General features: G+C 60.7%; 17 protein-coding genes. 7 read left to right on the top strand and 10 right to left on the bottom strand.

What is annotated here, in order from left to right; genetic code table 11:
* Window positions 1-114 precede the first annotated feature (114 nt).
* From ACMTA2_RS28315 to ACMTA2_RS28325, 3 genes are all read left to right on the top strand, one after another.
* Entirely contained in the window at window positions 115-3,963 is a 3,849-nt protein-coding gene (locus ACMTA2_RS28315; RefSeq protein WP_413792720.1) for a sensor domain-containing protein, read from the top strand.
* Window positions 3,964-4,190: 227 nt separating this feature from the next.
* Window positions 4,191-5,444 carry a serine hydroxymethyltransferase gene (gene glyA / locus ACMTA2_RS28320; protein WP_134925893.1) on the top strand — a complete coding sequence of 418 codons (1,254 nt, stop codon included), beginning with the start codon at window positions 4,191-4,193 and terminating at the stop codon, window positions 5,442-5,444.
* 205 nt (window positions 5,445-5,649) lie between these two features.
* Window positions 5,650-6,180 (top strand): hypothetical protein, encoded by a 531-nt coding sequence (locus ACMTA2_RS28325; RefSeq protein ID WP_413792721.1) that lies wholly within the window; start codon window positions 5,650-5,652, stop codon window positions 6,178-6,180.
* A gap of 123 nt (window positions 6,181-6,303) precedes the next feature.
* Here the strand turns inward: ACMTA2_RS28325 and yjiA are convergent, their stop codons facing one another.
* The 3 genes from yjiA to ACMTA2_RS28340 form a co-directional block, all read right to left on the bottom strand.
* Window positions 6,304-7,272 (bottom strand): GTPase, encoded by a 969-nt coding sequence (gene yjiA, locus ACMTA2_RS28330; protein WP_413792722.1) that lies wholly within the window; start codon window positions 7,270-7,272, stop codon window positions 6,304-6,306.
* 283 nt (window positions 7,273-7,555) lie between these two features.
* Window positions 7,556-7,753, bottom strand: coding sequence for a YbdD/YjiX family protein (locus tag ACMTA2_RS28335; protein WP_003201656.1), 198 nt, complete (start codon window positions 7,751-7,753; stop codon window positions 7,556-7,558).
* Between the two features lie 15 nt (window positions 7,754-7,768).
* Window positions 7,769-9,835 carry a carbon starvation CstA family protein gene (locus ACMTA2_RS28340; RefSeq protein ID WP_413792723.1) on the bottom strand — a complete coding sequence of 689 codons (2,067 nt, stop codon included), beginning with the start codon at window positions 9,833-9,835 and terminating at the stop codon, window positions 7,769-7,771.
* Between the two features lie 158 nt (window positions 9,836-9,993).
* Between ACMTA2_RS28340 and ACMTA2_RS28345 the strand changes: the two genes are divergently transcribed.
* On the top strand, window positions 9,994-10,350 hold the full coding sequence (locus ACMTA2_RS28345) for a PilZ domain-containing protein (protein WP_047736299.1): 357 nt from the start codon (window positions 9,994-9,996) through the stop codon (window positions 10,348-10,350).
* Window positions 10,351-10,511: 161 nt separating this feature from the next.
* Here the strand turns inward: ACMTA2_RS28345 and radA are convergent, their stop codons facing one another.
* From radA to katB, 3 genes are all read right to left on the bottom strand, one after another.
* The gene (radA, locus tag ACMTA2_RS28350; protein WP_030140305.1) at window positions 10,512-11,879 is read right to left on the bottom strand and encodes a DNA repair protein RadA; all 1,368 of its coding nucleotides are present in this window, start codon (window positions 11,877-11,879) and stop codon (window positions 10,512-10,514) included.
* 41 nt (window positions 11,880-11,920) lie between these two features.
* Window positions 11,921-12,469, bottom strand: coding sequence for an ankyrin repeat domain-containing protein (locus tag ACMTA2_RS28355; RefSeq protein WP_413795735.1), 549 nt, complete (start codon window positions 12,467-12,469; stop codon window positions 11,921-11,923).
* Between the two features lie 152 nt (window positions 12,470-12,621).
* The gene (gene katB, locus ACMTA2_RS28360; RefSeq protein ID WP_413792724.1) at window positions 12,622-14,163 is read right to left on the bottom strand and encodes a catalase KatB; all 1,542 of its coding nucleotides are present in this window, start codon (window positions 14,161-14,163) and stop codon (window positions 12,622-12,624) included.
* A gap of 281 nt (window positions 14,164-14,444) precedes the next feature.
* Here katB and mscL point away from each other — a divergent pair, with 281 nt between their 5' ends.
* Window positions 14,445-14,858, top strand: a complete 414-nt coding sequence (gene mscL, locus ACMTA2_RS28365) for a large-conductance mechanosensitive channel protein MscL (protein WP_413792725.1) — start codon at window positions 14,445-14,447, stop codon at window positions 14,856-14,858.
* Window positions 14,859-14,860: 2 nt separating this feature from the next.
* Here mscL and ACMTA2_RS28370 read toward each other — a convergent pair whose 3' ends face one another.
* Window positions 14,861-15,637, bottom strand: a complete 777-nt coding sequence (locus ACMTA2_RS28370) for a ferredoxin--NADP reductase (protein WP_413792726.1) — start codon at window positions 15,635-15,637, stop codon at window positions 14,861-14,863.
* Between the two features lie 291 nt (window positions 15,638-15,928).
* Between ACMTA2_RS28370 and ACMTA2_RS28375 the strand changes: the two genes are divergently transcribed.
* On the top strand, window positions 15,929-16,642 hold the full coding sequence (locus ACMTA2_RS28375; RefSeq protein WP_413792727.1) for an autoinducer binding domain-containing protein: 714 nt from the start codon (window positions 15,929-15,931) through the stop codon (window positions 16,640-16,642).
* Between the two features lie 183 nt (window positions 16,643-16,825).
* Entirely contained in the window at window positions 16,826-17,950 is a 1,125-nt protein-coding gene (locus ACMTA2_RS28380; protein WP_413792728.1) for a methyltransferase, read from the top strand.
* A gap of 39 nt (window positions 17,951-17,989) precedes the next feature.
* Here ACMTA2_RS28380 and ACMTA2_RS28385 read toward each other — a convergent pair whose 3' ends face one another.
* Genes ACMTA2_RS28385 through ACMTA2_RS28395 form a run of 3 tightly spaced genes read right to left on the bottom strand, consistent with a single transcriptional unit; the run spans window position 17,990 to window position 20,613 of the window.
* Window positions 17,990-18,154: a DUF2474 domain-containing protein gene (locus ACMTA2_RS28385; protein WP_003205785.1), complete on the bottom strand. Its 165-nt coding sequence runs from the start codon at window positions 18,152-18,154 to the stop codon at window positions 17,990-17,992.
* Between the two features lie 11 nt (window positions 18,155-18,165).
* Entirely contained in the window at window positions 18,166-19,173 is a 1,008-nt protein-coding gene (cydB, locus tag ACMTA2_RS28390) for a cytochrome d ubiquinol oxidase subunit II (protein ID WP_413792729.1), read from the bottom strand.
* 3 nt (window positions 19,174-19,176) lie between these two features.
* Complete coding sequence (locus ACMTA2_RS28395; protein ID WP_413792730.1) at window positions 19,177-20,613, bottom strand: cytochrome ubiquinol oxidase subunit I; 1,437 nt, start codon at window positions 20,611-20,613, stop codon at window positions 19,177-19,179.
* Between the last annotated feature and the right edge of the window lie 237 nt (window positions 20,614-20,850).

A 20,850-nucleotide genomic window follows, 5' to 3' on the forward strand; every position in this document is an offset into this window, starting at 1 on the left:
GGTCCAGCCGTCAGGGACTGGCACTTTGCCACAAGTCAAGGCATGCTAGCCGCCCTTCGGGCGTCCGGCTTATAGTGCACGTCGCGCCAGTCCAGCAAACCGCAGGATTACAGCTTGTCCAACGTCACTCCGCCCCTGTCCCCTCGCGCACCCGCTGTCGTGCCCGGCTCGCCCCTGCGCGGGACATTGAAGGGCGCACTGGCCACGCTGGTGCTGCTGTTGCTCGGTTTGCTGTTCTGGCAACTGCTCGACCAACTGCGCGAAACCCAGCAGCAACAGCGCCAATACACCATCGATTACACCGCCGATCTCGCCGCGCAGGTCAGCCTGAACATGGCCCTGAACGCGCAAATCGCCCTCAACCTGCTACCGATCGTCGAACAACCACAAAGTACCGACGAACAGCAGGCCCTGGTGCGCAAACTCCAGCAATCGCTCCCCGAACTGCGCAGCCTGGCATTGCTGAGCCCTTCCGGCCGATTGCTCAGTGACAGCGACGCCGACAGCCATGACGCCGACTACTTGAGTGAACTGGTGCGGCGCAGCCGGGCCCAGGCCCATTATTTCAGCAATGCCGAAGACGGCTCCGTAGTGCATCTATTGCTGCACCAGGCCAGCGGCAGCAGCCGTGGCTATTGGGCCCTGCGCCTGACCCCGAACTTTTTCGCCACGTTGACCAAGCAGGCCGACGTAGGGCTGCGCCCGCTGTGGCTGGTGGAGAACCGTCTCAACCAGCAGATCGTCAGCCGCGACGAGAGCCTGCCTTCGATCAGCCCTACCCATCTGTCCCCGGATGACTTGAAGAACACGGTACTGACCGTCCCCCTGAGCAGCAGCGACTGGCAACTGCGAGGGCTGTTCGACCGCCGCCAGGTGATCGAGCAATTGCTGCCGGCCTTCATCGGCAAATGCCTGCTGGGCCTGGCGTTTTCGTTGTTGCCGGTGATCGCGCTCCTGAGCATGCGCCGACGCCAGCGGCAGTTGCACGAAGGGCGGCGGCGCTATCAGGATATTTTCGAAGGCACCGGCGTGGCCCTGTGCGTGCTTGACCTGTCGGGGCTCAAGGCTTTTTTTGAACGGACCGGCCTGCACAATGGCGATCAACTGCGCGCCTGGCTGCAAACCCCTCACCAACTCGAGCAGTTGCGCCAGGAAGTTCACGTCACCGAAGTCAACCAGATGGCGTTGAGACTGCTCAACGTCGACTCCTGTGGCGAGGCTTGGCAATTGCTGGTCGGCAAGGGTACGCCAGACAACAACCCCGTCGGCTCCAAGCTGCTCGAAGCGCTGCTCGACCAACACAAGCAATTGGAGCTGGAGATCAAGCTCCAGGACGCCCATGGCCGCGACCAGCACCTGTGGCTGGTGCTGCGCCTGCCGGAAAAACGGCACGACTATACCGCGGTCATCCTGAGCATCAGCGACATCACCAGCCGCAAACTGATTGAGCTTTCGCTGCTCGAACGCGAGGGTTTCTGGTCCGACGTGGTGCGCACCGTGCCGGACCATCTCTACGTGCAGGATGTCATCAGCCAGCGGATGATCTTCAGCAACCACCACTTGGGCCAGACCCTGGGGTACGACCGCACCGAGCTGCACCAGATGGGCGAGTACTTCTGGGAAATCCTGCTGCACAGCGACGACGCCGACCACTACCACAACCTGCGCCAGGAACAACGGCGGGGTGGCTATACACAACTGCTGCAATGCCAACTGCGCTTTCGCCACCGCAATGGCAAATGGCGCTGCTTCGACATCCGCGAACAGGCCCTGGCCCGGGACCGGCATGACCAGGTGACCCGGATCATCGGCGTGGCCAAGGACATTACCGAACAGATCGAGGCCAGCGAATCGCTGCGCGACAGCGAGCAACGCTACCGGATGCTCGCCGAAAGCATCAGCGACGTGATTTTCTCCACCGACAGCAAGCTGTCGCTCAACTATGTCAGCCCGTCGGTGCAAGCGGTGCTGGGCTACACCTCCGAGTGGATTTTCCAAAACGGCTGGCAATCGATCATCGCCAATCCGCAACAACTGACCGGCATCTACAGCCTGATGGACCGCGTCAGCAAAGCCCTCGACAAGCCCGCACAACTGGCCGAACTGCGCAACCAGATGCAGACCCAGTTGTTCCTGTTCGACTGCCTGCGGGCCGACGGGCGCAAGATCCCCATCGAGCTGCGGCTGGTGCTGGTGTGGGATGAACATGGCGCGTTCGAAGGCGTGCTCGGCGTCGGCCGCGACATCAGCCAACAGCGGCGCGCGGAAAAAGACCTGCGCATGGCCGCCACGGTATTCGAGCATTCGACTTCGGCAATCCTGATCACCGACCCGGCCGGCTACATTGTCCAGGCCAACGAAGCCTTCAGTCGCGTCAGCGGTTATGCCGTGTCGCAAGTGCTGGACCAGTTGCCCAACATGCTGACCGTGGACGAGCAGCAGGAGGCGCACCTGCGCTACGTGCTCAAGCAGTTGCAACAGCACAGCACTTGGGAAGGCGAAGTCTGGCTCAAGCGCCGCAATGGCGAACACTACCCGGCGTGGGTCGGCATTACGGCCGTGCTGGATGACGAAGGCGACCTGGCCAGCTATGTATGCTTTTTCAGCGACATCAGCGAGCGCAAGGCCAGCGAGCAGCGCATTCATCGCCTGGCCTATTACGACGCCCTGACCCACCTGCCCAACCGCACGCTGTTCCAGGATCGCCTGCACACCGCGCTGCAATCGGCCGATAGGCAGAAGACCTGGGTCGTGCTGATGTTCCTCGACCTGGACCGCTTCAAGCCGATCAACGACTCCCTGGGGCATGCCGCCGGCGACCGGATGCTCAAGGAAATGGCCACGCGCCTGCTCGGCTGCGTCGCCGACGACGACACTGTGGCACGCATGGGTGGCGATGAATTCACCCTGCTGCTGCAACCGCGCGCCAGCCGCGAAATGGCGCTGAACCGGGCAATCAACGTAGCCGAGCAGATCCTCGCCAGCCTGGTCCGGCCCTTCGTGCTCGAAGGCCGGGAGTTCTTCGTCACCGCCAGTATCGGTATCGCCCTCAGCCCCCAGGACGGCAACGAACTGAGCCAGTTGATGAAGAACGCCGACACGGCCATGTATCACGCCAAGGAGCGTGGCAAGAACAACTTCCAGTTCTACCAGGCCGACATGAACGCCAGCGCCCTGGAGCGCCTGGAGCTGGAAAGCGACCTGCGCCACGCCCTGGAACAGAACGAGTTCGTGCTGTATTACCAGCCGCAGTTCAGCGGCGATGGCAAACGTTTGACGGGGGCCGAAGCCCTGCTGCGCTGGCGCCATCCGCGACGCGGATTGGTGCCGCCAGGGGATTTCATCCCGGTACTCGAAGAGCTCGGCCTGGTGGTGGACGTCGGCGACTGGGTCATCACCGAGGCCTGTCGGCAGCTCAGGACCTGGCACCAGGCCAAGGTCCGGGTGCCGAAGGTCTCGGTCAACATTTCGGCCCGGCAGTTCTCCGATGGCCAGTTGGGCACGCGCATCGCCAATATCCTGCGCAGCACCGGCCTGCCGCCGGCCTGCCTGGAGCTGGAACTGACGGAAAGCATCCTGATGCGCGAGGTCAGCGAGGCGATGCAGATCCTGGCCGGGCTGAAAAACCTGGGCCTGAGCATCGCCGTCGATGACTTCGGCACCGGTTATTCATCACTCAATTACCTCAAGCAATTCCCCATCGACGTGCTGAAGATCGACCGCACCTTCGTCGACGGCCTGCCCTCCGGCGAGCAGGATGCGCAGATCGCCCGGGCGATCATCGCCATGGCCCACAGCCTCAACCTGGCGGTGATCGCCGAGGGCGTCGAGACCCACGAGCAACTGGACTTCCTGCGCGAACACGGCTGCGACGAAGTCCAGGGCTACCTGTTCGGCCGGCCGATGCCAGCCAATCGCTTCGAAGCGCAATTCAGCAATGATGCGCTGTTCATGCTCGACTGAAATCTTGTGGTGGCTGGACTGGCCTCATCGCGAGCAAGCCCGCTCCCACAGGTTATGTGTACGCAGGTCCAATGTGGGAGCGAGCTTGCTCGCGATGAGGCCCGCCAGGGCAACGCAGAATGGTGCGTGAATCCCATTCGTCCGCGACATGACGCCCTTTCATATGCCTTCCAAAACCGGTTGAGGTAGAATGCCCCCCTTTTCTGCCCCGATCCTTGAGGACCGCCATGTTCAGCCGTGATTTGACTATTGCCAAGTACGACGCCGATCTCTTTGCCGCCATGGAGCAAGAAGCTCAGCGCCAGGAAGAGCACATCGAGCTGATCGCTTCGGAAAACTACACCAGCCCCGCGGTGATGGAAGCTCAAGGCTCTGTATTGACCAACAAGTACGCCGAAGGCTATCCGGGCAAGCGCTACTACGGTGGTTGCGAGTACGTCGACGTGGTCGAGCAACTGGCCATCGACCGCGCCAAGGAACTGTTCGGCGCCGATTACGCCAACGTCCAGCCACACGCAGGCTCCCAAGCCAACGCCGCCGTATACCTGGCGCTGCTGTCGGCCGGTGACACCATCCTGGGCATGAGCCTGGCCCACGGCGGTCACCTGACCCACGGCGCCAGCGTTTCCTCCTCCGGCAAGCTGTACAACGCCATCCAGTACGGCATCGACGGCAACGGCCTGATCGACTACGACGAAGTCGAGCGCCTGGCCCTCGAGCACAAGCCGAAAATGATCGTGGCCGGTTTCTCCGCCTACTCCCAGGTCCTCGACTTCCCGCGTTTCCGCGAGATCGCCGACAAGGTCGGTGCCTACCTGTTCGTCGACATGGCCCACGTGGCCGGCCTGGTCGCCGCAGGCGTCTACCCGAACCCGGTGCCGTTCGCCGACGTGGTCACCACCACCACCCACAAGACCCTGCGCGGTCCACGTGGCGGCCTGATCCTGGCGCGCGCCAATGCCGACATCGAGAAGAAGCTGAACTCCGCCGTCTTCCCAGGCGCACAAGGTGGCCCGCTGGAGCACGTGATCGCAGCCAAGGCGATCTGCTTCAAGGAAGCCCTGCAACCTGAGTTCAAGGCTTACCAGCAACAAGTGGTGAAGAATGCCAAGGCCATGGCCGGCGTGTTCATCGAGCGTGGCTTCGACGTGGTGTCCGGCGGCACCGAGAACCACCTGTTCCTGCTGTCCCTGATCAAGCAGGAGATCTCCGGCAAAGACGCTGACGCAGCGCTGGGCAAGGCGTTCATCACCGTCAACAAGAACTCGGTCCCCAACGACCCACGCTCTCCGTTCGTCACCTCGGGCCTGCGTTTCGGCACCCCGGCCGTGACCACTCGCGGTTTCAAGGAAGCCGAGTGCAAGGAACTGGCCGGCTGGATCTGCGACATCCTGGCGGACCTGAACAACGAAGCGGTCATCGACGCCGTGCGTGAGAAGGTCAAGGCTATCTGCAAGAAGCTGCCGGTATACGGCGCTTGATGCAACACTAGTCTGTCAATGAAAAGGCCCGCATCGAAAGATGCGGGCCTTTTCTTTGGTGCTGCAAAACATACGACCAGACAACTAAGTACAGCCAGCATTTAACCTTCTGCAATACAGACAAGCCCCCCGACGATTAATAATTCAATACTATCGGACTCGTTCCATCCAAACTTACTCAACAACGACAGGAGTCAATATTCACATGGACAGTGAACATTCCTTTCATGCAACACTTGATATGTATAGCGCTCACGTCAATCTACTGGGCAGGCTACATGGCAAACCCGCGCTGGCAACCGTCAGTTCATTCAGCGGTGGATTTTATACCGGCAAACCACAGACCCAGGATCACTCACACCTGCTTGGCATGCGCGCCGAAGATCCGAGGACGCGCGGCGAGCCCTTGCAGTTGCATTTCCGGCATACGGCGGGTGGCTATCTCCTGACCATTAAAAACACCGGCGAGCACTACAACAAACTGCTCAGTAAAAGCTGGTTTGAAGTACTCGGCGCCAACGACCCCAATACTAAAAACCCGACGCTCTTCACCCTTATCGACTTTCAACAGAACGTCATCACGCCGGGGAATATCAAATCCGGCCATACCCTTGTTTCACTCATGACCGCCCATAAAAAACAGGTGGGGGGATTACGGCTACGAGGCTCACCTTATCTCTACCTTGCCGAAACAGAACAACAGTCAAAAGCGACATTCATTCTAAGCACCCTTTGAGATAAATAACCGTAGATCATTTTTAATGTAGGCAGACACAATCCCCTGTGGCGAGGGAGCTTGCTCCCTCGCCACGAAAAGCGCTTCAGGCGGACATTTTCGACCAACGCAGGTAAAGCCTCGTCAAAGTAGCGCGGCTTCGAAGCCGGCGCGGATCTTCTCTTCGGGCAGTTCATCGGCGATGAACACGATCACGCTTTCCCGAGCTTCGCCTGGCGCCCACTCGGTGTCCCAATCGAAACCGTACAACTTGAGCACGCCCTGGAACACCAACCGACGGGGTTCGCCCGCGATGTTCAGCACGCCCTTGTAGCGCAGCAATTGCTTGCCGTGTTCTTCCAGTAACTGGTTCATGAACTCGCTGAGCTTGTCGATATCCAGCGGCTTGTCGGTGCGCAGCACAAGGCTGCTGATCCGATCGCCCGTGGTTGCCTTGCCAACCGGGCGCAGGCTGAACCCCGCCCCCAGGTCCGCATTGAGATTGAAGCCACGGATGTCGAGCAACTCGGCCAAGTCGATCTTGCCGTGCTCGACCACCCGGATCGGCGCCCGCCGGTTGATGCGCGTCAGGCGTTCGCCAAGGGCCTGGACCTGAGCGGCCTCCACCAGATCGGTCTTGCTCAGGAGCAGGCGATCGGCAAACCCGACCTGTGCCTGGGCGATGGCCTGGGTCAGGTGGATGTCGGCATGAGCGGCATCCACCAGGGTCAGGATCCCGTCGAGGATGTAGCGCTCGCGCAGGTCCTCGTCGATGAAAAAAGTCTGCGCCACAGGGGCCGGATCGGCCAGGCCGGTGCATTCGATCACCAAGCGATCGAAGGCGATCTCGCCGCTGTCCAGCCGCTCGAGCAACAGGTACAGGGCCTTGGTCAGGTCGGTGTGGATGGTGCAGCACACGCAGCCGTTGGCCAGGGTCATGACCTGCACCGGCTCGTCGCCCAGCAGTTGGGTGTCGATACCGGCATCGCTGAACTCGTTCTCGATCACGGCGATTTTCAGGCCGTGCTCGGCCTTGAGCAGATGGCGCAACAACGTGGTCTTGCCGGCGCCGAGGAAGCCGCTGAGGATGGTGACTGGAATGGGAGAGGACAAACTGAATCTCCTTGATGCCTGAGAGGAAAGCGGTTTTGTGGGAGCGAGCCTGCTCGCGAAGGCGGTGTGTCAGCTGACATCGATGCTACTGACCCGACGCCATCGCGAGCAAGCTCGTTCCCACAAAGGATCCAGGGCGCACACACACCTTGAGCCCACCCCAGAACAACTGTGGGAGCGGGCTTGCCCGCGAATGCGGTGGGTCAGTCAACATTTTTATCGACTGACCCACCCTCTTCGCGAGCAAGCCTGCTCCCACAGAGGTTGCCTCAGGGCTGCCGGCTCAACAGCACTTGGGCCCACCCTTGCCACCGTAACGGGCCTCCTGGCGTTCGCGAAAGAACGCCTCGTAGTCCATCAGCGGTTTGTCCGGGTGTTTGGTTTGCATGTGCTCGACGTAGTTGTCGTAGTCGGGCATGCCGACCATCAGGCGGGCGGCCTGACCGAGGTATTTACCCAGGCGACTCAAGTCATTGAACATCGTTGCAATCCTCTATCAAGCGTCCGGCAGGGCCTGGAACGGTGCTTCTTTATCCGTGCGCTCTTTTGTACCCCAGGCGGCGATGCCGACCTTGAGCGCGTAGAACAGGATGCTGAAGACCACGAACAGGAACAACACCGTCAGCGTCGCGTTGGTGTAGGCGTTGTACACCACGTGCTGCATCTGCTCGATGCTCTTGGCCGGGGCCAGGATCTGGCCGGCGGCCAGGGCATCGTTGTATTTGCGCGCCAGGGCCAGGAAGCCGATCGCCGGGTTGGCGTCGAACAGCTTGATCAGGCCTGCCGAGGTGGTGCAGATCAACAGCCAGGCCGCCGGCAGCATGGTCACCCAGACGTAGCGCTGGCGCTTCATCTTGATCAGCACCACGGTGGCGAGCATCAGGGCGATACCGGCCAGCATCTGGTTGGAGATGCCGAACAGCGGCCACAAGGTGTTGATGCCGCCCAGCGGATCGATCACGCCCTGGTACAGCAAATAACCCCACAGCGCGACGCAGCCGGCGGTGGCGATCAGGTTGGCGGCCCAAGATTCGGTGCGCTTGAGGGCCGGCACGAACGAGCCGAGCAGGTCCTGGAGCATGAACCGCCCGGCACGGGTGCCGGCGTCCACGGCGGTGAGGATGAACAGCGCTTCGAACAGGATCGCGAAGTGGTACCAGAACGCCATGGTGTTCTCACCCGGCAATACCGAGTGCAGGATCTGCGCGATACCGACCGCCAGGGTCGGCGCACCGCCGGCACGGGCCAGCACGGTGGTCTCGCCGATGTCCTTGGCCACCGCTTGCAGCGCCTCGGGCGTGATGGCAAAACCCCAACTGCTGACGGTCTGGGCCACGGCCACCACGTCACCGCCGACGATCGCCGCCGGGCTGTTCATGGCGAAGTACACGCCTGGCTCGATGACCGAAGCCGCGACCATGGCCATGATCGCCACGAAGGACTCCATCAGCATGCCGCCGTAACCGATGTAGCGGGCGTTGGTTTCGTTATCCAGCAGCTTGGGCGTGGTGCCCGAGGAAATCAGCGCATGGAAGCCCGAGACCGCGCCGCAGGCGATGGTGATGAACAGGAACGGGAACAGCCCGCCCTTCCACACCGGCCCGGTGCCGTCGGTGAACTGGGTCAGTGCCGGCATTTTCAGCTCGGGCATGGTGACCAGGATGCCGATCGCCAGGGCGACGATGGTGCCGATCTTGAGGAAGGTCGACAGGTAGTCCCGCGGTGCCAGGATCAGCCACACCGGCAGCACCGCCGCGACGAAGCCATAGCCGATCAGCATCCAGGTGATCTGGATGCCGGTGAAGGTGAAGGCCTTGGCCCAGACCGGGTCGGCGGCGATCTGCCCACCCAGCCAGATCGAGCCCAGCAGCAACAGCACGCCGATGATCGAGATTTCTCCGATGCGGCCCGGGCGGATGTAGCGCATGTAGATGCCCATGAACATCGCGATCGGGATGGTCGCCATCACCGTGAAGATCCCCCACGGGCTCTCGGCCAGGGCCTTGACCACGATCAGCGCCAGCACCGCGAGGATGATGATCATGATCAGGAAGCAGCCGAACAGCGCGATGGTGCCGGGGATGCGGCCCATTTCCTCGCGCACCATGTCGCCCAGGGAGCGACCGTTGCGACGGGTGGACAGGAACAGGACCATGAAGTCCTGCACGGCACCGGCCAGCACCACGCCGGCGATCAGCCAGAGCGTGCCGGGCAGGTAGCCCATCTGCGCCGCCAGCACCGGCCCGACCAACGGCCCCGCCCCGGCAATGGCCGCGAAATGGTGGCCGAAGAGAATGTGTTTGTTGGTCGGAACATAGTCCAGGCCATCGTTGTTGAGCACGGCGGGAGTGGCCCGGCGCGCATCGAGTTGCATCACGTTGTTGGCGATGAAGAGGCTGTAGTAGCGGTAGGCGACCAGGTAGATGGCCACGGCGGCGACGACGATCCACAAGGCGTTGATCGCTTCGCCTCGGCGCAAGGCCACGACCCCCAGGGCGCACGCGCCGACGACGGCAAGCAGTAGCCAGGGTAGATGGCGCAGCAGGCTATTGTTGTTGTTCATTTTTATATTCCAGCCAGGGTGGACAAGAAAGAAAGCCACTGGAGTTTAGCGCTAACCCAGGCAAAGGCCATACCCGACGTTCTTCTGTTGCCGACCGAACGGTGACGAAGACCCGCAGGTTGGGTCTATAGTCAATGAATCTTCAGAGAGGACGGGTCATGAGCGAACGCCGCCGCTTCGTACGAATCGAGTTTCATGCCAGGACGGAACTGAGCCAGGGTCCCTTCATCTGGCCAGTTGAATTGCTGGACCTGTCCCTCAAGGGCCTGCTGATCAAAAAGCCCGAGCCCTGGCTCGGCAACCCGGAGGAACCCTTCGTGGCCGATGTCCACCTGAGCAATGAGGTGGAGGTGCGGATGGAGGTTCGATTGGCCCACGACGACCACGGCCACCTGGGCTTCGTCTGCGAGCACATCGACCTGGACTCCATCGCCCACCTGCGTCGCCTGGTGGAGTTGAACCTGGCCGACCATGACGAGCTGGAACGGGAGTTGGCGGCGCTGATCCAGGTTTGAATCCGATGACGGCCCCTTGTGGCGAGGGGATTTATCCCCGCCGGGCTGCACCGCAGCCCTAAAAGAAGCGACTCGATTAACCTGACGAACCGAGTTGTCAGGTGTCAGGGCTGCTTCGCTGCCCAGCGGGGATAAATCCCCTCACCACAGGAACTCCAGGGTTATTCGAACAACGCATCCAACGCCTGCTCCAAGCGCGTCACGGCAATGATCTGCAGCCCCGCAGGGGCTTCCTTCGGCGCGTTGCCCTTGGGCACGATGGCGCGCTTGAAGCCGTGCTTGGCCGCTTCCTTGAGCCGCTCCTGCCCGCTGGGCACCGGTCGCACTTCCCCCGACAGCCCGACTTCGCCGAACACCAACAGGTCGTGGGGCAGCGGCCGGTTACGCAGGCTGGACATGACCGCCGCCATCAACGCCAGGTCGGACGCGGTCTCCAGCACCTTGACCCCGCCCACGACGTTGAGGAACACGTCCTGGTCGTGGGTTGGAATCCCGCCATGTCGATGTAACACTGCCAGCAGCATGGCCAGCCGATTCTGATCCAGGCCCAGGGTGACCCGCCGTGGGTTCGCCAAGTGGCTGTCGTCCACCAGCGCCTGCACCTCGACCAACATCGGGCGGGTCCCTTCCCACGTCGCCATGACCACGCTGCCGGGGACTTCTTCCTGGGCACGCGTCAGAAAGATCGCCGAAGGGTTTGAGACTTCTTTCAGGCCCCTGTCGGTCATGCCGAACACGCCCAGTTCGTTGACGGCACCAAAGCGGTTCTTCACTGCACGCAGCAAACGCAGGCGGCCATCGGACTCGCCTTCGAAATACAACACGGTATCGACCATGTGCTCCAACACACGCGGTCCCGCCAACGCACCTTCCTTGGTGACGTGGCCCACCAGGAAAATCGCCGTGCCGCTCTGCTTGGCGTAGCGCACCAGCAACGCCGCGCTTTCACGCACCTGGGACACACCGCCCGGGGCCGATTGCAGCTGTTCGGTGAAAATGGTCTGGATCGAGTCGATGACCATCACCTTGGGCTTTTCCAGGCGCGCCGTGGCGATGATGGTTTCGATGCACGTTTCGGTCATGACCCTTAACTGGTCCTGGGGCAAGCCCAGGCGCCGCGCACGCATGGCGACCTGTTGCTGGGACTCTTCGCCAGTGACGTACAGCGCCGGCATTCGGGTGGCAAGGTTGCACAAGGTTTGCAACAGGATGGTGGATTTGCCGATGCCCGGATCCCCGCCGATCAGCACCACCGAGCCGTCCACCAGGCCACCGCCCAGCACGCGGTCCAGCTCGCCGGACGCGGTGGAGAATCGCGGGATTTCTTCAACGCTGACTTCGGCCAGGGTCTTGATCTGCGCCTGCTGGCCGGCCCAGCCCGTGCGCCCGGTGGGGGCCGCCGCCCCGCCGCTTTCCACCATGGTCTCGGTCAGGGTGTTCCAGGCCCCGCATTCGCTGCACTGGCCGGCCCATTTGGGAAAGGTCGAGCCGCACTCGGTGCAGCCGTACATGCGCTTTGCCTTGGCCATCTGAACTCCGGAGAAAAACCGCGATGATAGCCCAGGGGACGTCAGCGCGGGGCCGGCATTCTGATTTCACCCTTCGCCAGGTCTGCCGCGCTATTGCCCAACGGATCCCGGGCCTGCAGGTCGGCGCCCTTGGCTTTCAAGGCATCGAGCAACTCGCCACGCTTGAACAGGCCGGCATACATCGCGGCGGTCTGCCCGGCACCGTTGCGTTGGTCCGGGCTGCAATCGGTGGACAGCAAACGACGGGCAATCTGCACTTCGCCCTTGAAAATGGCGCCCATCAGCGCCGTGTTGCCGCGTTTGTCCTGGGCACAGGCATCGGCACCCGCGGCCAGCAGCCGCTCCACCGCCGGGCCGTGGCCGTGATACGCCGCCAGAATCAGCGCGGTGTAGCCCTTCTCATCCCGGGTATCCAGCGAATAACCGGCCTCGATAAACGTATCGAGCATCGGCACATCGCCCCGGCGAGCGGCGTCGAAATAATAGTTTTGCAGCTGTTCTTGTACGGCGGCCGGTTCGGTGGGTATTGGCTGATCGGCCAGTACGCTCATTGACCAGGTCGCAAGCATCGATAAAAGAAATCTGCGCATCATGACGTCTCCTCTGGCAGATGACTGCGGGGGCACGGTCGTGGGAGCAAGGCTTGCCCGCGATGCAGACAACTCGGTCTGGTTTCAGACCCCAGCGCCTGTTTCGCGAGCAAGCTTTGCTCCCACAGGTCATGCACCTGCCTGGCTGTGGATCAGTCAGTCAGTTTTTCCGCCAGGGCCTTGACCCGGGCCAAGTCACCTTTGGCGACACGAGCCACGCCAGTGCCGTATTCAGGATCGGCCTTATAGAGGAACGACAGGATGATGTGCTTGCTCTCGTCATCGGTGGTCGCCAAAGAGCCACCGAAGCTTTCGATCAGGTCATCACGCTCTTTCTTGCTGAACGAACGATACAGATCACCGGCCTGCTTGAAGTTCTGCTCGCGCTGGATCTTCGCCTGCTGAGTGCTGCCACTCAGCGCGGCCTGGCTGTAGCGGGCTGCTTGCGGTTCTTCACGAGGCATCAGGCGGCTCGGTTGGTAATTCACGCCGGTGCTGGTGCTACCGGGGTTCATTGCACCGTCCTGGTTGCCGTTGTTCACCGCCACCTTGGGGGCGTTGATCGGCAATTGCAGGGCATTGGCGCCTATCCGGTACATTTGCGTATCGGCGTAGGAGAACACCCGCCCCTGGAGCAATCGGTCCTCGGAGGGCTCGATGCCTGGCACCAGATTGGCCGGCGCCATGGCCACCTGCTCGGTTTCCTGGAAGACATTCGCCGGGTTGCGGTTCAAGACCATTTGCCCGACCTTGCGCTCGGGCACACCCGGCCAGATCTTGGTGGCGTCCAATGGATCGAAGTCGAATTTGGCAAGGTCCTGTGGATTGAGCACCTGGACGTACAAGTCCCATTTCGGAAAGTCGCCCTTATTAATATGACTAACCAAATCATTGGTCATATGGCTGTAATCTTGACCCTGAACTTTCACAACTTCTTTCGGATCGAGATTTTTCAAGCCCTGCAAACTTTTCCAATGAAACTTCACGTAATGAACTTCACCCTTGGCATTAACCAGTTTGTAGGCATGTACGCCGTTACCGTCCATTTCACGGTAACTGGCCGGTGTGCCTGAGTTGGAATACAACTCGGTCAGGGTGCGGGTCGATTCTGGAACATGGGAGAAGAAGTCGAAACGGCGTGAATCATCGTCCAGGTTAGTCCGCGGGTCAGGCTTGAAAGCATGGACCATGTCTGGAAACTTGATGGCGTCACGGATGAAGAAAGTCGGAAAGTTGTTGCCCACCAAGTCCCAGTTACCGTCGGCGGTGTAGAACTTCGTGGCGAATCCACGGGGGTCGCGCAGGGTTTCCGGCGAATGATTGCCGTGCACCACGGCCGAGAAACGCACGAACACTGGAGTGACTTGGCCGGCGGCGAAAACCTTGGCCTTGGTCAGGTCGCTGAGGTCGTCGGACACCGTGAACGTGCCGTGGGCGCCAGTACCGCGGGCATGCACCACGCGCTCGGGGATGCGTTCACGATCGAAGCGCTGGAGCTTCTGGATCAACTGCACGTCTTGCAGCAGGGTCGGACCATTCGGACCCGCCGTTTGCGAGTTCTGGTTATCGCCGACCGCCGCACCGTTGTCCCGGGTCAGGGTGGCCGCATTGACAGACAAGGACAGAAGGCTTGCGGTCAGCACAAAAAAAGCGCGGCGATGGGAATAAGCCCCGTGGCCAAGGGAAGTGTTCATAGCATGTTCCTCTGATGTTATAGAGCGCATCCATGTGCGCCATGCAGAGGCTAGTGCCGGGAAAAGGAAAACCTAAATAGAAATGCCGTACCGTACCGATAGAAAAAACGTTGTAGGGCGCCGAACTGAAACCGCGTATCACGCGCGATTGATGGCACTTTGAAAACTTTTCATCCGAGTCCCGGTCGATAACTGGAGCTTTGTAAGCAAGCGTTTCGAGCAGGACTCATCAGACTGACTTACACTGCCACTCATCTTTCATCTATCACAAGGAATCACTCATGGGCGTGCTAAGCGAGTTCAAGGCCTTCGCGGTCAAAGGCAATGTCGTCGACATGGCCGTCGGGATCATCATCGGTGCCGCTTTTGGCAAAATCGTTTCGTCCTTCGTTGGCGACGTGATCATGCCGCCGATTGGTCTGTTGATCGGTGGCGTGGATTTCAGTGACCTGGCCATCACCCTCAAGGCCGCCCAAGGTGATGCCCCTGCCGTGGTACTGGCCTACGGTAAATTCATCCAGAGCACCATTGACTTCATCATCGTGGCGTTCGCCATTTTCATGGGTGTCAAGGCCATCAACCGCCTCAAGCGTGAAGAGGCCGTAGCCCCCAGCGCGCCTCCGGTTCCGACCAAGGAAGAGCTGCTGCTGAGTGAGATTCGCGACCTGCTCAAGGCTCAGAACGAGCGGCCCTGAGCCTACCAGTAGTTTTCCACTGCCACCTGGCCCGGACGACGGGTCAGGCTCAGCTGCAGGCCCATGGCCTTGAGCCGCTTGCGTGTGTCGTCGATCATTTGCGGGTTGCCGCACAGCATCACCCGCGAATGCTCCGGCGTCAGCGCCACGCCGGCCGCGCGCTCCAACTCGCCATTGTCGATCAACGTGGTAATGCGTCCATTGAGCGCCCCCGGGTGCGGTTCACGGGTGACGGTCGCAATGAAACGAAACTTGTGAGCGTACGCGGCCAGGTAGTCGCGCTGGGGCAGCTCTGCGATCAGCGCCTGATAGGCCAGTTCCCGCGCCTCGCGCACGCTGTACACGAGGATGATCCGCTCGAATTTTTCCCAGACCTCAAAATCCTGGAGGATCGAAAGAAACGGCGCCACGCCCGTTCCCGTGGACAGCAACCACAAATCCCGACCATCGACGAAGCGGTCCAGGGTCAGGTAGCCAAAAGCCTGGCGATCCACCAACAGTTCGTCACCCGGCTGCAAGCGGCTGAGTTCGCTGGTGAATTCGCCATCGGGAACCACGATGGAAAAGAATTCGAGATACTCGTCGAACGGCGACGACACCATGGAATACGCCCGCCAGACGGTGGTGCCGTCCGCCTTGGCGACGCCCAGCCGAGCAAACTGCCCCGCCCGGAAGCGAAAGCCGCGATCCCGAGTCGTGCGCAAAGTAAACAAATGAGGCGTCAACGGCTGGACATCGAGTAGGGTTTGGCGGGTGAACTTCTCTGCGCTATCGGTCATGAGCCACTCCTGAGAAACAAGATGTACAGTGTCCCGCAAAGTCAACGGTTTCACCACCGACGGACGAGTAGCAGCCCTTTATCTGCAGCCATCAACGCCGCCATTAAATCTTTTACCGAACTTGTACAAACCAATAACACCGCAAAAGAAATCATTCTGAAAAATTAACACCTCATTGTTTAAAAATTTAAACAAACAAAAAAAATTCACTACATATTAGGATTAGTCCTACACTAAAATTTCGCATCATGGATTGGATCCCCATGGACGAATCAAACCCAGGAGAGAGCGATGGACAAGTGGAAGGACTTGTTGCTGAGGAAATTATCCTGTGAAAAAGATCTACAGACGGCCTATCGCATGGCACTGAATTTCTTTAACAATCAAGGATTTGAATATTGTGCATTTGCCGCCTATCTCGGCGCTCCCGATAAACACACCAGCAAGGTGAACTTAAATAACTACCCTTATGGATGGGACCGGCTTTATGAACAAAATGGTTATGCGTCAAACGATCCATTAGTAGCACATTGCAATCAATCCGCGCTCCCAATCTTGTGGGATGAGACTGTTTTCGCTCAGGCCCCCAAGTTATGGCAGGAACTTAATCGGCAGGGACTCAATTACGGCTGGACGCAGGCCGTACATGATGAACAAGGGGTGCAGTGCAGCCTGTTCAGCCTCGCACGAACCCATTGCCCCATTGATATCGAGGAGCACTATGGAAATCTCGGCTATGCCATCTTCGTCAGTCAAAGGCTGCATGCGCTCGCCAGAAAAAAACTGTCTGACACCGTCACAGTCAAGCAGAACTATCACTTGTCACCGAGAGAAATCGAAGTGCTGAGGTGGTCAGCAGAAGGCAAGACGGCATCGGAAGTGGCCAGGATTCTCTGCCTTTCCGAACGAACAGTGAATTTCCACGTGTGCAGTTGCATGCGAAAACTGAATGTCAGCAATAAGATTTCAGCGGTGGCCAAGGCCGCCCAGATCCATGTGATCTGAGCCGTGGTCCGGCGCTGCCGAGCTGAAAAAACCCGCGAGTAAAGTGCAACAAAAAAACGTACCATTTACGGTCCCTCTTGAATGATGCCGCCTCTTGCAAGCGACGCCGTTCATTCAGGCGGTCCCGCACACACACCTACCTCCAGGCAGCGGGACATTCGTTGATCTCCAGAGTCCCCAGCCATGCCCCTGCTTGACAGCCCTTTCGCCCAACTCGACCTGATCCGCCAACCCGAACAGCAGAACGAACCGCTGCAAGCCTTCGACGCGGCCGATGAATACCTGCTTGCGTATCTGGCCGAACAACAGCCGGCCGCGCAGACTCGGGTCCTGGTGCTCAATGACGGCTTCGGTGGCCTGGCCGCCAGCCTGGCCGGCAACACCCAGGTCACCAGCAGCGGCGATTCCTTCCTGGCATTTCAGGCGCTGGAAAAAAACCTGGTGCGCAACGGCCGCGCCTTCGACGCCGTGCCAACGCTGCCCGCCAGCGAGCCGCTGACCGGCCCGTTCGATCGCGTCCTGATCAAAGTACCGAAAACCCTGGCGCTGCTGGAGGAACAACTGATTCGCCTGCAAGGCCAACTGGCACCGGGCGCCCAGGTGATTGCCGGGGCCATGGTCAAGCACCTGCCCCGGGCCGCCGGCGATTTGCTGGAGCGTTACATCGGCCCGGTGCAGGCCTCCCTGGCGGTGAAGAAAGCCCGGCTATTGATCGCCACCCCTGCCGTCAAGGCAGCGGTCCCATCGCCCTACCCCACGCGCTACTGGCTGGACGAGCCAAAGATCGAACTGCTCAACCATGCCAACGTGTTCTGTCGTGAAGGCCTGGACATCGGCACCCGCGCGTTCCTGCCCCATCTGCCGAAAAACCTCGGGACGGCCCGGGTCGCGGACCTGGGCTGCGGCAACGGCGTGCTGGCCATCGCCAGTGCCCTGCAAAACCCCGAGGCCCATTACACTCTGGTGGACGAGTCGTATATGGCCGTGCAATCGGCCGCCGAGAATTGGCGTGCGGCCTTGGGCGAACGCGAAGTGACCCTGCAGGCCGGTGATGGCCTGGCCGGACAAGCGTCGCAGTCACTGGATGTGGTGTTGTGCAACCCGCCCTTCCACCAACAGCAAGTGGTGGGCGACTTCCTGGCCTGGCGGATGTTCCAGCAGGCCCGCGAAGCGTTGGTGGTGGGCGGCGCGCTGTACATCGTCGGCAACCGGCACCTGGGCTACCACAGCAAACTGGCGCGGTTGTTCAGAGGCGTCGAGCAAGTGGCCGCGACGCCAAAATTCGTCATTCTCAAGGCCCGCAAATAAATCGTTCCCTGTGGGTGCAAGGCTTGCTCCCACAGGGAATCAGTGGGTGGTCAGCCCTGCGGCATTCATGAACATCCGCATCAGGCTGGCGACGATGAACAACGCCAGCACACTGCCGGCCCAGATCAGCGCCAGCCAGCCGAGCCGTTGCCAGAGTGGCTTGCGCTCGGCGGCCTCGATGTCTTTCAAGTCAGGTTTGGCCATGTTCGACGCCCTCAATGGTAGCCGTCGTCATGGGTCACCTTGCCGCGGAACACGTAGTAGCTCCAGAAGGTGTACACCAGGATCAGCGGAATGATGAACAGCGTGCCCACCAGCATGAAGCCTTGGCTCTGGGGCGGTGACGAGGCGTCCCAGATCGAGATGGACGGCGGCACGATGTTCGGCCACAGGCTGATGCCCAAGCCGCTGTAGCCGAGGAAGATCAGCACCAGGGTCAGGATGAAAGGCGTGTAGTTGGCATTGCGGGCCACCGCGCGGAACAATCCGTACATCGTCACCAGCACCAGGATTGGCACCGGCAGGAACCAGAACAGGTTCGGCAGGGTGAACCAGCGGGCCGCGATGTCCGCGTGGGCCAGCGGCGTCCAGATGCTGACGATGCCGATCACCGCCAGCACCACGAACGCCAGTGGCCGGGCCAGGTCATGCATCTGCTCTTGCAACTTGCCCTCGGTCTTCATGATCAACCAGGTGCAACCAAGCAGCGCATAGGCCGCGATCAACGCCAGGCCACAGAACACCGTGAACGGCGTGAACCAGTCCAGGGAGCCGCCGGCGAACTGGCGATTGACCACCTCGAAGCCGTCGATGAACGCTCCCAGCGCCACGCCCTGGAAGAAGGTGGCCGTCAGCGAACCGCCAATGAATGCCTTGTCCCAGAGGTGCCGCTTGTGCGCCTTGGCCTTGAAGCGGAATTCGAAGGCCACGCCGCGGAAGATCAGGCCGATGAGCATCAGGATCAGCGGCAGGTACAGCGCCGACAGCACCACCGAGTAGGCCAGCGGAAATGCCCCGAACAGCCCGGCACCGCCCAGCACCAGCCAGGTTTCGTTACCGTCCCAGACCGGTGCCACGGTGTTCATCATCACGTCGCGGTCGCGCTCGCCCTTGACGAAGGGGAAGAGGATGCCAATCCCCAGGTCGAAGCCGTCCATGATCACGTACATCATGATGCCGAAGATGATGACCACGGCCCAGATCAGCGGAAGATCAATACCCATGACTCAATTCCCCTTGTTCGAGCGGTCGTTGTGGTCCACATCGTCACCGTCATCGGCGGCCGACAATGGTCGGGCCGGCGTACGTTTCTGGCCCGGGCCACCGTCGCTCGGCTCGGCTTCGTGGGCCTCCGGCCCCTTGCGCACCAGACGCATCATGTAGCTCAGGCCTGCACCGAACAGCGCGAAATACACCACGACGAACAGCACCAGGGTGATGCTCATCTGAGCGAAGCTGTGGCCGGACGACGCATCGGCCGTGCGCATCAAGCCATAGACCACCCACGGCTGACGGCCGATTTCCGTGGTAAACCAGCCGGCCAGGATCGCGACCAGCCCGGACGGCCCCATCCACAGCACCATGTAGAGGAACGGTCGGGATTGATAGATCCGATCGTTGCGGCGCAGCCACAGGCTGCACAGCCCAGTGAAGATCATCAACAACCCGAGGCCGACCATGACCCGGAACGACCAGAACACGATGGTCGAGTTCGGGCGGTCCTCAGGCGGAAACTCCTTGAGGGCCGGCACCTGCTTGTCCAGGCTGTGGGTCAGGATCAGGCTGCCCAGGTAAGGAATTTCCACGGCATATTTGGTTTTTTCCGCTTGCATGTCCGGCCAGCCGAACAGGATCAGCGGAGTTGGTTCATTGCCGACGTTTTCCCAATGGCCCTCGATGGCGGCGATTTTCGCAGGTTGGTGCTTGAGGGTGTTCAGGCCATGGAAGTCGCCGATGACCGCTTGTATCGGCGCCACCAGCAAGGCCATCCACATCGCCATCGACAACATCCGGCGGATGGCCGGGTTATCGCGACCGCGCAGCAGGTGCCAGGCCGCAGACGAACCAACGAAGAACGCCGTGGCGACAAACGCCGCGGTGGACATGTGCAGCAATCGATAAGGAAACGAGGGGTTGAACACGACCGCCAGCCAGTCCACCGGGATCACTCGGCCGTCGATGATTTCGTAACCCTGGGGGGTTTGCATCCAGCTATTGGAAGACAGGATCCAGAAGGTCGAGATCAGGGTGCCGATCGCCACCATGACGGTGGAAAAGAAATGCAGGCCGCGGCCGACGCGGTTCCAGCCAAACAGCATCACGCCCAGGAAACCGGCTTCGAGGAAGAACGCCGTGAGCACCTCGTAGGTCAGCAGCGGTCCGGTCACCGCACCGGCGAAGTCCGAAAAGCGGCTCCAGTTGGTCCCGAACTGATAAGCCATGACCAACCCGGACACCACGCCCATGCCGAAGTTGACGGCAAAGATCTTCGACCAGAAGTGGTACAGGTCGCGGTAGGTGTCATCGCGGGTCTTGAGCCACAGGCCCTCGAGCACCGCCAGGTAACTCGCCAGGCCGATGGTGATGGCCGGGAACAGGATGTGGAACGAGATCGTGAACGCGAACTGGATTCGGGCGAGATCGAGCGCCTCCAAACCGAACATAAGTCTTCCTCTGTCAGGTAAAACCGGCTGCGGGCGGGGCTTGCACCCACCCCAGGGATATGGAGTGCGATGCTCTTCAAATCGTTCTTTTTATAACCGTCACAACGCAGGACTCTGGCCGGATGGCCTCCAGCCCAACACCCCGAAAGGTATTGATCTGGATCAAGCAATGATCAAAGAGTAGCCGCATTCTCGTCGATGAACGGCGTGGTCGTTTGTCGCGTGACAGGTTGTCTC

The sequence above is a fragment of the Pseudomonas medicaginis genome (assembly GCF_965119365.1).
In the GTDB taxonomy this organism is placed as follows: domain Bacteria; phylum Pseudomonadota; class Gammaproteobacteria; order Pseudomonadales; family Pseudomonadaceae; genus Aquipseudomonas.